Genomic DNA, 13,189 nt, shown 5'->3' with positions numbered 1-13,189 from the left:
TGCAGGCATGAGAAAATCATTGATCAATTGTTTAAAAGCAGGTGTACTGCTGTGCTTATCACACATAGCTGCAGCCCAGGAACAGCCAGCCATCAGTAAAACGGCAGATGTACATTTCAGAAGAGAAGAATATGCACAGGCAGCAGGCCTCTATGAAAGACTGCTACGCACCCGCGAAGGACGCAGACATGCACATGAGATCAAGGAAAAACTGGCAGACTCTTACCGACTGTTCAACCAGTACGATAAAGCTACCTATTGGTATGGGCAATTGTTGCAGGAAAACCCCAACGATGCCGAAGCCCGCCTGCATTATGCAGATATGCTCAAATGTCTGGGACAATATGAAGACGCTAAAAGGCAATATCAGCAATACCCTGACCAGCAGCGGGTCGCGTCCCGTATCGCAGGATGCGATTCTGCCATAAAATGGGCAGCCAGTCCAGCACCCATTCCATTAAAAAATGAAACCGGCATTAATACCGGGAAAAATGACTGGGGAAGCTCCTGGTATGGGAATCGTGTTGTATTTGTGTCTGACAGTGTCCGCAAGAATATCTGGTATATCAAAGGAACCCGGCGCCGTTATGGGCGTAACAATGCCGGTTATGGAAAACTGTATGAAGCGGAAGATACCCGGAGCGGTATTGGTTATGTAAAAGACTTTTCCGCTTTTATCAACAACTATCCCTTCCATGTAGGACCTGTATGTTTTGCACCAGCTGGTGACACCGCCTATGTTACCGTGACAGATCCGGCCAGGAAAGTGGCATACGATAAAAAGGAAAAACCGGTGTATGGTACCCGTCAGCTCAGACTGCTCGTCTTTGTCCGTAAAAACAACCGGTGGCAGCCTCCTGTGGCTTTCCCTTATAACAGCAACGACTACTCGCTGGGGCATGCTGCATTGAACGAGTCCGGCAATATCCTGTACTTCACCTCCGATATGCCTGGTGGCACCGGCGGAACGGATATATGGTATTGCGAAAAACAGGACGACAACACCTGGGGCCAGCCCCGGAACTGCGGACGCGTAATCAATACAACAGATGATGAAGCGTTTCCGGTAGCGGGCTCTCATGAAATGCTGTATTATGCCAGTAAAGGCCTGCCTGGCCTTGGTGGCTATGATGTATTTGCTACCACCGGTAACAGAAGCGATTGGACGGTGCCTGTCAACCTGATGCTACCATTTAATTCCAGCGGTGATGACTTTTGTTATGTGCCGCAAACTTTGCATGAGGGCTTTATTTCCTCCAACAGGCCAGGAGGTATGGGAGGCGATGATATCTATAGCTTTAGCCTGCCGCCAGCCCTGCCTGAACTACAACCACTACCTGTTCCGCTATTACGTATACCCCTTACCGTAGATATCTGCACCTATACCAACACCTGTGTATATCTGTATAATAAAACCCGTGATATGGGCTGGTGTTATATGATTGCCGCTCCATCTGAAAAGATAACAGCTAAGCTGGAACCCAATGCAGAATATATTATCCGGGTACACTACCCTGACCATGTAGAAAGCCTGGCTTTTGATACCCATAATATGACCGGATCAGAGCCGGTGTATAAAACGATCTGTCCGGAAACCAGCGGCAAACCTGTTATCAAGAAAAAAGTGCGTAAACATCCTTCCAAACATGTTCCCAAACATAAAAAGGGGCATCCTACACCCAGGAGCAAGAGACATCGGAGATAAATTTATATAATATTGATAATCATTATTATATAAACTTTTTCTTTTCTTATTTTGTTTATAGTATAAACTAGTTTACCTTCGGGCCTGCCTAACTCCAAAAAGTATGTTGAAGGTCAACCTCTATCTATCCCTATTTATTTTTTTACCGTTGGCATTGCTGGCGCAACATAAGATCAGCGGTAAAGTGACAGACAGTAAAAAGCATCCGTTACCGGGTGTAAATATATCCATCAAAGGCACTTACGACGGCGCTACCAGCAAGGCTGACGGCAGTTTTTCCTTTACTACTGATGCCAGTGGAGATCAGGTATTGACAGCGGTATTGACGGGTTATCAGCTGCTGGAAATAAAAATCAGTACCGACAATGCCGGGCAGTTATCTGTTATATTGAGGAATGAGGTGAATGCCCTGCGGCTGGTAACTATTTCGGCTGGCAGTTTTGAAGCCAGTGATGATAAAAAGGGCACAGTGCTGAAACCCCTGGATATTGTTACCACGGCTGGTGCCGGTGCTGATATTGTCAATGCAATCAAAACATTGCCGGGAGCGCAACAGACCAACGACCGCGAAGGGCTTTTTGTAAGAGGAGGTACAGGATACGAAACCCAGACATTGATTGATGGAATGCTGGTACGGAATCCTTTTTCCTCCACTACGCCGGATGTCCCGGGACGTGGGCGTTTCTCGCCGTTTCTCTTTAAAGGGACCACTTTCAGCAGTGGTGGTTATTCCGCCCAGTATGGCCAGGCGCTGTCTTCTGCGTTGGCGCTGGAATCCACAGATCTGCCGCAACGTTCTTCCGCGAGTATAGGCGTTTCCGTTATCGGCTTCAGTGGAGGAATGGAAAATCTTTCCAAAGACAAAAAAACATCCTGGGGCCTGGAAGGGGACTATACCAATCTATCTCCCTATTATAATGTAGTAAAGCCCAGACAGACACCCAATCTGGGACCGGAGTTCATTGGTACTTCGGTGAATTTCAGACGGAAAACCTCTTCTACCGGTTTGCTGAAGTTTTATGGTTACGGCAACTGGGGTAAGCTGGGTTTTAGTTCTCCCAGTATTGAATACCCCGGTGATACAGAATCTTATAAGGTTCGTAACGGCAATATCTATACGAATATGACCTATCGGGAAAGCCTGGGTCGTGACTGGCGACTGTATATCGGCGCCTCTTTCAGTACCAATTCAGACAATATCAATACAGATACACTGATCAAAGCACCGTTGCCAACAGCTATAAGGATACAGTCCACGCTCAGCCAGTCACGTATGATGTTTACTCGCAATTTGGGACGGTTTTCCGCGTTGCGGCTGGGTGGTGAATATCAATATGCTACAGAGAAATTTTCCTTTAACCAGATGCCGTATAATTATGCCGACAATTATATCGCAGGTTTTACGGAGGCAGATATTTACTTCACGCCCTCTTTTGTTGGCCGTGTTGGCGGGCGGGCAGAATACTCTTCTGTACTGGCGAGGATGAACATTGCTCCCCGCTTGTCGCTTGCTTACAAGGTGAATACCTTCAGCCAGTTTTCTGTTGCCTATGGTGATTATTATCAGAAGCCAGAGCCTCAGTATATCCGCTTCAACCACGGGCTCGGCTATATGAAAGCCACGCATTATATTGCCAGTTTCCAGCGGGTGGCCTCTGATTATACCTTCCGTACAGAGCTCTTTTATAAAAAATACACTGACCTGGTAAAAACAGTACCGGATTACAATAATAACGGTAATGGCTATGCGCAGGGCGTGGAAATTTTCTGGCGTGACCGGAAAACGTTTAAGAACGTGGATTATTGGATATCTTATTCCTATCTCGATACAAAAAGGAATTACCTGAACTTCCCCAAAGAGGTACAGCCTGATTTTGCGGCCACACATACGGCCAGTCTGGTATACAAGCACTTCTTTCCGAAACTGGCCACGAACCTTGGATTTACCTATACTTTCGCCACTGGCCGGCCTTACTTTAATCCCAACCTGCCGGCAGACAAGTTTATGTCCGAGAAAACCATTGATTATCATGCATTGGGGGTGAGCGTCAGTTACCTTACCACTATCCGCAAGGCGTTTACCGTTTTTGTATTATCTGTCAGCAATGCGCCGGCCAATAAACAGGTATTCGGCTACCGTTATTCCAGTGATGGGCTGCGTCGCGGAGAAATCACGCCCAACGTGCCGCGGTTTGTTTATATTGGCATGTTCATGAGCATCGGAACGGACAGAAGACAGGATGTCATTAATAACTTTTAATTCCAAACACATATGAAACGCTTATTTCTTTCCCTTTTTCTGATCAGTGGGCTGGCAACGGCCGCTGTCGCGCAATCTGCCCAATACCAGGATGCCATGTTAAAACAGACCGGCGATCTCGATAGCAGCCGCACCTTTGATTCGGAGGCACTGCTGGCCAAAGCCAATACCTTTGAGCGTATCGCTGAAGTAGAAAAAACACAATGGTTGCCTTACTATTACGCTGCCTACTGTCAGGTAATGATGTGTTTTGTAAGCCAGGATAAGACCAAAACAGATGAGCTGGCCGACAAAGCTTCTGTCAACCTGGACAAGGCTGAGGCGCTGAGTTCCAAAAACTCCGAAATAGCCTGTGTTCGTTCACTGGTAGCTTCTGCACGGCTGATGGTAGACCCTGCCTCCAGAGGGATGAAATATGGTATGGAAGCCGGACAACAGATTGAGCTGGCCAAAACCTATAATCCTGAAAATCCGAGAGTATACCTGCTGCTGGGGCAATCACTGCTGTTTACTCCTGAGCAGTTCGGTGGCAGTAAAACCAAGGCTAAAACCATGTTGGAGACAGCCATGCAGAAATATGCTGCTTTCAAATCAGACAGCGCCATCGCTCCTCATTGGGGTGAGCCTTATGCAAAAGAGCTGCTGAGCAAAGCCCAATAAGATTTTTACACAAAGGAGCAAAGCACGCAAAGTAGTGAAGGGTCCAGGACCTTTCACTACGGGCACTTTGTTATCTTTGCTCCTTTGTGTTGCGAACTAATTGAATGCTAACTAATATTCTGAGATCATGGATTTTAAGGATCTGGACCCGGTGTTACACTCACAGTTGCGACTGGCAATTATGAACGTTTTGTTGAGTGAAAAGGAAGCGGAGTTTACTTTGCTGAAAGAGAAAACGAATGCAACAGCCGGTAATCTGAGTGTACAGATCAATAAATTGCGGGATGCTTCCTATATAGAAGTGATCAAGCAGTTCAAGGATAATTATCCGCAGACCGTTTGTAAGATAACGGCCGCCGGCAGAAAGGCGTTTGAGAACTATGTCAGTTCTATACAGTCTTATCTGAAGATTAACAAGTCGGGAGGCTGACCGTTTTATTCGGAGGCCAGTTCCGTTTTCTTTAACGGATTTCTGGTGTTCTCTGCATAACGTTCCCGTTGTTCCAGTATGTCGAGGCAGGTAAAGATGGCCTGTCTGAAGGAGCTGGGATCTGCCACGTTTTTACCCGCGATATCGAAGGCGGTACCGTGGTCGGGCGAAGTACGTACAATACCCAGGCCGGCAGTATAGTTGATACCTTCTCCGCTGGCGAGGGATTTAAAGGGTATCAGGCCCTGATCGTGATACATGGCCAGTACGCCGTCAAATTTGAGATACATTTCCCGGGCAAAAAAAGCATCCGCACTGTAAGGACCAAAGCAGAGGGTACCATTGCCTTTAGCGTGGCGGATGGCCGGAATGATCTGTTCTATTTCTTCTTTCCCAATCAGTCCTTCATCACCCGCATGAGGGTTGAGCCCCAGGATGGCAATACGAGGTTTATCTATTCCGAAATCCTTTACCAGGCTTTCTTTCATCAGTTGTAACTTGGCCAGGATGTTTTCTTTGGTCACATATTTGGATACGTCCGCCAGGGGTACATGCTCGGTGAGGAGGCCAACGCGCATGTTATCCGCGGTCATAAACATCAGTACATCTTTAGCATTGAAGGCAGCTTTGAGGTAGGGAGTATGACCGGTATAGTTAAATTGCTCGCTTTGTATATTGTTTTTATGGATGGGGGCAGTCACCAGACCTTGTATATGACCGTCTTTCAGGCATTGGATGGCTACTTCGAGGGCGCGGGCGGCATATTTGCCTCCGGCTTCGTTCAGTATACCGGGGGTGATCTGCACCTCTTCTTCCCAGCAGTTGTACACATTCACCTGTTTATGGTTCAGACGGGTGAAATCCTTGATAGACTGATAGTTGAAGCTATTTTCATTCATCAGCTTCCGGTAGAAGTTGATGGTTTTGTTAGATGCGAAAATGACCGGAGTGCAGAATTCCATCATTCTGTTATCCAGAAATGTTTTGATGATGATTTCTGCGCCAATGCTGTTGATATCACCAATAGTGATGCCGATAACCGGTTTGTTGATCTGTGAATTGCTCATACTGATTGCCTCCAATGAAAGGCAAATATAGCCAGTTTCCAGCACTTTTGGCATAAACGGGTTATCTTTGCTCCTACGCATGTATACATTAAAAAAATCGCTGGGACAGCATTTCCTCACAGATGAGAACATGTGCAGGCAAATTGTGGAGTCCTTACCTGTAGTTGAAGGCCAGCAAGTGCTGGAAGTGGGCCCTGGTGGCGGGGCAATTACCAAGTACCTGTTGCAGCTGCCCGATATTCATTTTAAGGCAGTGGAGCTGGACAGGGAGAAGGTGGAATATCTTGAGAAAACCTTTCCTGCCATCCGTGGCAAGCTGGTGAATGAAAGCATTCTGGATGCCGCGCTGCCTTTTGAAGGGCAGTTTCGTCTGATCGGCAATTTCCCTTACAACATCTCTACGCAGATCATGTTTAAGCTGCTCGAATGGCGGGATCATGTGGATGTGGCGGTAGGGATGTTCCAGAAGGAAGTGGCCGCCCGTATCGCTTCGGCGCATGGCAGCAAGGAATATGGTATCCTGAGTGTGCTGATACAGGCTTTTTACAAGGTAGAATATCTGTTCGAGGTGCATGAAAACTGCTTCAACCCGCCTCCCAAGGTGAAATCGGCCGTGATCCGGCTTACCCGGCTGGAGCAGCCGGCAGACATCGCCTCTGAACGGAAGTTCAAGGTGCTGGTGAAAACAGCTTTCAACCAACGCCGCAAGCAGCTTCGTAATCCGCTGAAACCATTATTCGATAAGGAAACTTTGCAGGACCCCATTTTCACTAAGCGGGCCGAAGAGTTGACTGTTGCTGATTTTGCAGCATTATCCCATAAGATGATATGAGCAGAAAAGTATTAATTACCGCCAGAGTACACCCATACTTAACAGACCAGTTGCAGAACAAGGGCTTTGAGGTTGTATATGAGCCTTCCATTTCCTATGACGAAGTGTACAGTGCTATTAAAGATTGTATAGGGCTGATCGTGACCACCCGTATCAAGGTGGATAAGCATATTTTAGACCATGCACGGCAGCTGGAATGGATAGGCCGCCTGGGTTCTGGTATGGAGCTGATTGACGTATCCTATGCCGAAAGCAAGGGTATTCGTTGTGTCAGCAGTCCGGAAGGCAACCGTGATGCGGTAGGTGAACAGGCCGTGGGAATGTTGCTCTGCCTACTCAACAACCTGCTGAAGAGTAGCCTGGAACTGCGGGAAGGTATCTGGGAACGCGATGGTAACCGGGGTTATGAGCTCAATGGTCGTACAGTAGGTATTATCGGCTACGGTAATACCGGTAGTGCCTTTGCCCGTAAACTGAAAGGTTTTGATGTGAATATCCTGGCTTACGACAAGTACCAGAAAGGTTTTGGTACTACTGATGTGAAAGAAGCCACCATGGCTGATATTTTTCACAACGCCGATGTGGTGAGTTTGCATCTGCCGTTGACGGAAGAAACCCGGCATATTGCCAATGCAGATTTTTTCCGGTCTTTCGATAAACCGGTTTGGTTTATGAACACGGCCAGGGGTAAGCTGGTGAATACGCCTGACCTGATTGCAGCCCTGGAGCAGGGCATTATTGGCGGGGCCTGCCTGGACGTACTGGAAAATGAAAAGCTGGGCAGTTATTCTCCGGAGGAGAAGGAACAGCTGGCCTGGCTGTTGAAGGCTAAAAATGTAGTGGTAACGCCGCATATAGCAGGTTATTCCCATGAGGCAAGCATTAAGATGGCACGTATCGTGCTGGAAAAACTAAATATCCTGTAAATCCCATCCCTGGATTTGCGATTCCGAATTAAATCATTGATTTTCAATTGTTTTAATTCGGAAAGGTGCTATGTTTTTCTTTATCCAAAATTTATTATATTTGCAATAACCAGTAAACAACGCTTCTGTGCAAATGGAGGCGTTGATTTTTTTTTCTTATAACCATAAAAAAACAAGAAGGTTATGTCTGGCATAAACTACGTTACGAAAGAAACCCTGGATCAAATGATGAGTGAGCTTAATATCCTCAAAACCAAGGGTCGTGCTGAAATAGCACGTGCCATTTCGGAGGCGCGTGAGAAGGGGGACTTGAAGGAAAATGCCGAATATGATGCCGCCAAAGAAGCGCAAGGTTTACACGAAGCCAAAATAGCAACGCTGGAATCGGCTATTGCCACTTCCCGTATTGTGAGTGCAGATGCGATCGATACATCCAAAGTATCTATATTATGTAAAGTGACAATAACAAACATGGCCAACAAGAAAACGGTTACTTACCAGCTGGTTTCTGAAACCGAGGCCGACCTGAAGGCAGGTAAGATTTCTGTTACTTCTCCTATCGGAAAAGGATTGTTGGGCAAACAGGTAGGTGAAGTGGCAAGTGTACAGGCACCCAATGGTGTGATCAAGTTTAAAATAGACAGTATCACCGCATAATCTTTTATGCTGGTTTTAACGATATTTGTAGGGGTTGCAGTGATGCTACCCCTTTTTTATTTAAACCTTTACATATGACGATCTTCACAAAAATTATCCGGGGAGAGATACCCAGCTACAAGATTGCAGAGAATGAGCACTTTTATGCTTTTCTGGATATTTTCCCTTTGATGAAGGGACATACGCTGGTGATCCCCAAAGTGGAAACGGACAAGTTTTTTGACGTATCTGATGATTTGATGAGGGAGTGGTTGTTATTTGCCAAACCTATTGCGAAGGCAATAGAGCGGGTGGTGCCCTGTAACCGGGTGGGTGTGAGCGTGGTAGGCCTTGAAGTGCCTCATGCACATATGCACCTTATTCCGATCAATTCTGTAGATGACATGAATTTTTCGCGCGGCAAGCTGAAACTGTCAGAGGAGGAGTTTAAAGTGATCCAGGAACAGATAGTGGCGCAGCTGTAGTTTATGACTTCACAGGGATATTGAATCGGAAACCTACACCGTGGAGTGTTTCCAGTTTAACATGCGGATCAGACTTAAAATGTTTTCTGAGTTTGGTCACAAAAACGTCCATGCTCCGGCCCAGGAAGTAGTCGTCTTTACCCCATACATGCGAAAGAATATCTTCTCTTTTGAGTGTTTTATTAGGGTTTTCGCACAGGTATCTGAGTAATTCGGCTTCTTTCTGGGTAAGGGAAATGGATATTTCTCCTGACTCGTTGTAGAGGCGAAGATCTTCATAGTCAAACATCAGTTTCCCGATGGCAAAGGTGGTACTTCTTTTGGCAATCTGGCTTCTGGTTCTTTTCAGGAACACTTCGATACGCAGGATCAGTTCCTGCATGCTGAATGGTTTACTGATATAGTCATCTGCACCGGTGCGTAGTCCGGCGATCCGGTCTTCCTTTTCATTTTTGGAAGTCAGGAACAGGATGGGAATATGGTCATTGACAGTGCGGATCTGTTGCGCCAGTGTGAGGCCGTCTTTTTTAGGCATTACCACATCCAGCAAACAAATATCGAAAGTGCGTAACTGAAACTGTTCCCACGCGGCCTGGCCGTCTATACTGTGCACAACATCGTAGCCCGCTTCTTCCAACCGCTTCTTTGTAACTGCACCAATATATTCATCATCTTCCACCAATAGGATTCTTGCTTTCATATCTGCCTGATGCTGATTAATATAAAAAAGCTTGTTGCACTATTCATGCTTAACAAATGATGGTCATTTTTCATAGTGATGCTAATTTTCCGGTTATCACCGGGTTAGCCATTATTCAGGATGAACATTTTCAAACAAAGTAACTACATTTTACGAATTTATGAAATAAGCTTTTCGTTACCGTGAAATCCTTTCAGGGTGTTTTTGTAAAAACTGTTCCCATCCTTTGGATTTACTCACGGCTGCGAGCGGACTGCTTTCCTGATAGAAGTGACAAACCGCTACGGCCAGGGCATCAGTAGCATCCAGGTAGTCAGGCCGTTCTTTGATACTGAGAATACGCTGCAGCATCAGCCATACTTGTTCCTTATCGGAATTACCATTGCCGGTAACGGATTGTTTTACCTTTTTGGGCGAATATTCTGCTACCGTCAGGCCAGCCTGCATGGCGGTGGCAATAGCCACTCCCTGCGCTCTGCCCAGCTTGAGCATACTCTGTACGTTTTTCCCGAAAAAGGGTGCTTCGATCGCAAAGCAGGTCGGTTTGTATTCCTGGATTAGTTCATTAACGCGGGCGTGAATCAGTTGTAAGCGTTCATAGTGGTCTTTCAACCGGGATAATTTCAGAACGTTCATATCTATCAGACTGGCTTTTTTACCTTCCACTCTAATCAGTCCATATCCCATCACCAGGGTACCGGGGTCAATGCCGAGAATTATTTTTGCCTTGTTTGCCAACCACAGTATATTTTTGCAAAAATCTTGATATCTGAACAAAAGTACCAAAATAATTCTCAATTACTTATTAGGAGCAGGGCTTTTTACCTGGCTGGCTTACTCGATCTATCATCAGCTGATGCACCGTGAAAACCTGGAGCAGTCGTTGACGCAAATGAGCAAAACCATACAGGAAAAGGGATGGATAGGATTAACGCTGGTACTGCTACTGATGTTTTTTAACTGGGGACTGGAAGCGAAAAAGTGGCAGAAACTGGTCAAACCACTGGAACCCATTTCTTTCCGCAGAGCCTTCAGTGCCATTCTGTCCGGTGTTTCCCTGTCTATCAATACCCCTAATCGTATAGGCGAGTACGGTGGACGCATTCTGTATCTCAAAAATGGCAATAAACTGAAAGCCATTGCTGCCACCATCGTGGGTAGCTTCAGCCAGCTCATAGTGACTGTTATTTTTGGGTTAATAGGGATGCTTTATTATCTGAACAACTTCAGTGTGGTAAAGGAAAACGGCTATTTCCCTCCCAACTTCTGGGAGAAAATCGTGTTTGGTATCCTCGTAGTAATTTGTGTGCTGACGATATTGTTATATTTTCGGTTACAAATTATTCTGGCTGTATTTGAAAAAGTCCGGTTTCTGCGAAAGGCAAAGGTTTTTGTTCAGATCATCGTTCGTTATTCCGCCGCTGATTTACGTTACCTGTTGCTACTTTCAGCCGTACGATATCTAGTCTTCTCGGCACAGTATTTGATTTTGTTGGACGCCCTGGGGCTGGAGTTTTTGTGGTGGCAGGCCTTTTTTCTCAATAGCGTTATTTATCTGGTAATGGCCATGGTGCCTACCATCGCTATCGCAGAATTAGGCATCCGCGGAAAAGTAAGTATCTATTTCCTAGGACTGCTCAGTACCAATACAGCCGTTATCATAGCAGCCACGGGTGGCATCTGGTTGATCAACCTGTGTTTGCCGGCAGTGATGGGAAGTGTGCTGCTTTTAGGTATAAAAATTTTTAAGGACAAATAGCTTCCAGCAATGAGGTACCTTCTGCTCATCTTGTTATCTATCGCCTGTATAACCCCCGCTCACGCGCAAAATGACTTCTGTTCTATCCGCAATAACAGTTTTAACGCCGGAGAAAGTATCACCTTCAAAGTGATGTACAACCTGGGTAAAATGTACGTTGGTGCCGGTGAGGCAGTATTCACTGTCAACCTCGAACGTTTCGCCAACCGCGATGTTTACCACATCACCGGTGATGGCCGCACCTTTCGTGCCTACGACTGGATCTTCAAGGTGCGTGATAAATATGAAACCTTCCTCGATACAGCCACCATGCAGCCCCTGAAATTCCTGCGTAATGTCAACGAAGGCGGATATAAAATTTATAACAACGTAGTATTCAATCAGGCTGCCCACCAGGCTGTCAGTACCAACGGTACCTTTACTGTACCACCCTGTGTACAGGACGTGATCAGTGCCATCTACTACGCCCGCAATATCGACTTCAGTAAAGCCCAGGAAGGCGATAAAATACCCTTCGCCATGTTCCTCGATGACCAGGTGTATAACATATACATCCGCTATCTGGGCAAGGAAGAAGTAAATACCCGCTTCGGTAAGTTCAGAGCCATCAAATTCAAGCCACTCCTGATCAAAGGCACCATCTTCGAAGGCGGAGAGAAAATGACGGTATGGGTCAGCGACGATGCCAATAAAGTACCACTGCGGGTGGAAAGCCCTATTTCTGTGGGAAATATCATCGTAGACATGGTCAACTACAGTAATCTCCGGCATCCCTTCACTTCTCTGTTAAGACAACGGTAAAATATGTTTACCGGGCTGAAAATGAGTAGATTTAACAATTCTTTTGTTCAGTACGGTTCAAATTTTGCCGACCTTACGTGCCGTAGAAAAACTTTATATTTGTTATAATCAACCCTTTATGATTATGGAAGAACGTAAACCGAAGATATTACTGGCGGAAGATGATACCAACCTGGGCATGGTACTTAAAAACTACCTGGAACTCAATGACTATGATGTGGAATTATGTCGTGATGGCATTCTGGCCCTGGCCGCTTTCCGCCGCGAAAAATTCGATATCTGCCTGCTGGATATTATGATGCCCAATATGGACGGCTTTAAACTGGCGGAAGAAATCCGGGACGTAGACCCCGATATCCCCCTGTTTTTCCTCTCCGCCAAAACCATGAAGGAAGACATTATCCAGGGTTATAAACTGGGTGCTGATGATTATATCTCCAAACCTTTTGATAGTGAGCTGTTGCTGCTCAAAATCAAGGCAATCCTGAAACGTAACCAGGAGCTCAACAGCAAGGAAGAGGAACAGCACGAATTCCAGATCGGCTTCTATTCTTTCAACTCCCGTCTGCGTACCCTGGCCCACAACGGCGAAACACATACCCTCTCTCCCAAAGAGAACGAGCTGTTGCATATGCTCTGTGAACATAAAAACGATCTGCTGCCCAGAGAGCTCGCCCTTAAAAAAATATGGGGTAGCGATACCTACTTCAACGGACGCAGCATGGATGTTTATATCGCCAAACTCCGTAAATACCTGAAAGAGGATTCCAATATCGAGATTGTGAATATACACGGTAATGGTTTCCGTCTGGTGGTGAAGGAATAACAACTGTGATGCATGTGATACCGCTGATGTTTCTGATGGAGCGGAGAGATGAGCGAAAATGAATTATACATCTTATTGATAAAAGCAAAGAACCCATTGATG

The 13,189-nt window shown here is 46.0% G+C and carries 14 protein-coding genes; 11 read left to right on the top strand and 3 right to left on the bottom strand.

What is annotated here, in order from left to right:
- The first annotated feature begins 7 nt into the window (after nucleotides 1–7).
- From KD145_RS16830 to KD145_RS16815, 4 genes are all read left to right on the top strand, one after another.
- Nucleotides 8–1,705, top strand: a complete 1,698-nt coding sequence (locus tag KD145_RS16830) for a lipopolysaccharide assembly protein LapB (RefSeq protein WP_212000084.1) — start codon at nucleotides 8–10, stop codon at nucleotides 1,703–1,705.
- A 103-nt stretch (nucleotides 1,706–1,808) separates the two neighbouring features.
- A complete protein-coding gene (locus KD145_RS16825; protein WP_212000082.1) occupies nucleotides 1,809–3,965 on the top strand; it encodes a TonB-dependent receptor in 2,157 nt (718 codons plus the stop codon).
- A 12-nt stretch (nucleotides 3,966–3,977) separates the two neighbouring features.
- Nucleotides 3,978–4,625, top strand: a complete 648-nt coding sequence (locus KD145_RS16820) for a hypothetical protein (protein WP_212000080.1) — start codon at nucleotides 3,978–3,980, stop codon at nucleotides 4,623–4,625.
- A 127-nt stretch (nucleotides 4,626–4,752) separates the two neighbouring features.
- Nucleotides 4,753–5,055 (top strand): transcriptional regulator, encoded by a 303-nt coding sequence (locus KD145_RS16815; protein WP_212000078.1) that lies wholly within the window; start codon nucleotides 4,753–4,755, stop codon nucleotides 5,053–5,055.
- A gap of 5 nt (nucleotides 5,056–5,060) precedes the next feature.
- Here the strand turns inward: KD145_RS16815 and pdxA are convergent, their stop codons facing one another.
- Entirely contained in the window at nucleotides 5,061–6,203 is a 1,143-nt protein-coding gene (pdxA, locus tag KD145_RS16810) for a 4-hydroxythreonine-4-phosphate dehydrogenase PdxA (RefSeq protein ID WP_249219403.1), read from the bottom strand.
- Here pdxA and rsmA point away from each other — a divergent pair.
- The 4 genes from rsmA (at nucleotide 6,202) to KD145_RS16790 (ending at nucleotide 9,001) form a co-directional block, all read left to right on the top strand.
- Nucleotides 6,202–6,954, top strand: a complete 753-nt coding sequence (gene rsmA, locus KD145_RS16805; RefSeq protein ID WP_212000070.1) for a 16S rRNA (adenine(1518)-N(6)/adenine(1519)-N(6))-dimethyltransferase RsmA — start codon at nucleotides 6,202–6,204, stop codon at nucleotides 6,952–6,954. The genes pdxA and rsmA overlap by 2 nt on opposite strands.
- Nucleotides 6,951–7,880 carry an NAD(P)-dependent oxidoreductase gene (locus KD145_RS16800; RefSeq protein WP_212000067.1) on the top strand — a complete coding sequence of 310 codons (930 nt, stop codon included), beginning with the start codon at nucleotides 6,951–6,953 and terminating at the stop codon, nucleotides 7,878–7,880. Before rsmA ends, KD145_RS16800 begins: the two co-directional genes overlap by 4 nt.
- A 183-nt stretch (nucleotides 7,881–8,063) precedes the next feature.
- Nucleotides 8,064–8,537: a transcription elongation factor GreA gene (greA, locus tag KD145_RS16795; protein WP_212000066.1), complete on the top strand. Its 474-nt coding sequence runs from the start codon at nucleotides 8,064–8,066 to the stop codon at nucleotides 8,535–8,537.
- A 74-nt stretch (nucleotides 8,538–8,611) separates the two neighbouring features.
- A complete protein-coding gene (locus tag KD145_RS16790) occupies nucleotides 8,612–9,001 on the top strand; it encodes an HIT family protein (RefSeq protein ID WP_212000065.1) in 390 nt (129 codons plus the stop codon).
- Nucleotide 9,002: 1 nt separating this feature from the next.
- On the opposite strand, the gene KD145_RS16785 is transcribed toward KD145_RS16790, so the two are convergent.
- Together KD145_RS16785 and ruvC are read right to left on the bottom strand one after the other, a co-directional pair.
- Entirely contained in the window at nucleotides 9,003–9,701 is a 699-nt protein-coding gene (locus tag KD145_RS16785) for a response regulator transcription factor (RefSeq protein ID WP_113616568.1), read from the bottom strand.
- Between the two features lie 177 nt (nucleotides 9,702–9,878).
- Nucleotides 9,879–10,439, bottom strand: coding sequence for a crossover junction endodeoxyribonuclease RuvC (ruvC, locus tag KD145_RS16780; RefSeq protein WP_212000064.1), 561 nt, complete (start codon nucleotides 10,437–10,439; stop codon nucleotides 9,879–9,881).
- A 118-nt stretch (nucleotides 10,440–10,557) separates the two neighbouring features.
- Between ruvC and KD145_RS16775 the strand changes: the two genes are divergently transcribed.
- From KD145_RS16775 to KD145_RS16765, 3 genes are all read left to right on the top strand, one after another.
- Nucleotides 10,558–11,460 carry a hypothetical protein gene (locus KD145_RS16775; RefSeq protein WP_374223482.1) on the top strand — a complete coding sequence of 301 codons (903 nt, stop codon included), beginning with the start codon at nucleotides 10,558–10,560 and terminating at the stop codon, nucleotides 11,458–11,460.
- Between the two features lie 9 nt (nucleotides 11,461–11,469).
- The gene (locus KD145_RS16770) at nucleotides 11,470–12,261 is read left to right on the top strand and encodes a DUF3108 domain-containing protein (protein WP_212000062.1); all 792 of its coding nucleotides are present in this window, start codon (nucleotides 11,470–11,472) and stop codon (nucleotides 12,259–12,261) included.
- 124 nt (nucleotides 12,262–12,385) lie between these two features.
- Nucleotides 12,386–13,087: a response regulator transcription factor gene (locus tag KD145_RS16765; RefSeq protein WP_212000059.1), complete on the top strand. Its 702-nt coding sequence runs from the start codon at nucleotides 12,386–12,388 to the stop codon at nucleotides 13,085–13,087.
- Nucleotides 13,088–13,189: the final 102 nt, after the last annotated feature.

The sequence above is a fragment of the Chitinophaga sp. HK235 genome (assembly GCF_018255755.1).
Lineage (GTDB): Bacteria > Bacteroidota > Bacteroidia > Chitinophagales > Chitinophagaceae > Chitinophaga.
Note: the sequence above shows the minus strand (reverse complement) of the source record. Positions and strands in the feature narration are given on the sequence as shown.

Coding starts and splice junctions, on each gene's coding strand:
- KD145_RS16775 (WP_374223482.1), top strand. CDS start 10,558: ATGCACCGTGAAAACCTGGAGCAGTCGTTGACGCAAATGAGCAAAACC.
- KD145_RS16800 (WP_212000067.1), top strand. CDS start 6,951: ATGAGCAGAAAAGTATTAATTACCGCCAGAGTACACCCATACTTAACA.
- KD145_RS16815 (WP_212000078.1), top strand. CDS start 4,753: ATGGATTTTAAGGATCTGGACCCGGTGTTACACTCACAGTTGCGACTG.
- KD145_RS16785 (WP_113616568.1), bottom strand. CDS start 9,701: ATGAAAGCAAGAATCCTATTGGTGGAAGATGATGAATATATTGGTGCA.
- rsmA (WP_212000070.1), top strand. CDS start 6,202: ATGTATACATTAAAAAAATCGCTGGGACAGCATTTCCTCACAGATGAG.
- KD145_RS16830 (WP_212000084.1), top strand. CDS start 8: ATGAGAAAATCATTGATCAATTGTTTAAAAGCAGGTGTACTGCTGTGC.
- KD145_RS16770 (WP_212000062.1), top strand. CDS start 11,470: ATGAGGTACCTTCTGCTCATCTTGTTATCTATCGCCTGTATAACCCCC.
- KD145_RS16825 (WP_212000082.1), top strand. CDS start 1,809: ATGTTGAAGGTCAACCTCTATCTATCCCTATTTATTTTTTTACCGTTG.
- greA (WP_212000066.1), top strand. CDS start 8,064: ATGTCTGGCATAAACTACGTTACGAAAGAAACCCTGGATCAAATGATG.
- KD145_RS16820 (WP_212000080.1), top strand. CDS start 3,978: ATGAAACGCTTATTTCTTTCCCTTTTTCTGATCAGTGGGCTGGCAACG.
- KD145_RS16765 (WP_212000059.1), top strand. CDS start 12,386: ATGGAAGAACGTAAACCGAAGATATTACTGGCGGAAGATGATACCAAC.
- KD145_RS16790 (WP_212000065.1), top strand. CDS start 8,612: ATGACGATCTTCACAAAAATTATCCGGGGAGAGATACCCAGCTACAAG.
- pdxA (WP_249219403.1), bottom strand. CDS start 6,203: ATGCGTAGGAGCAAAGATAACCCGTTTATGCCAAAAGTGCTGGAAACT.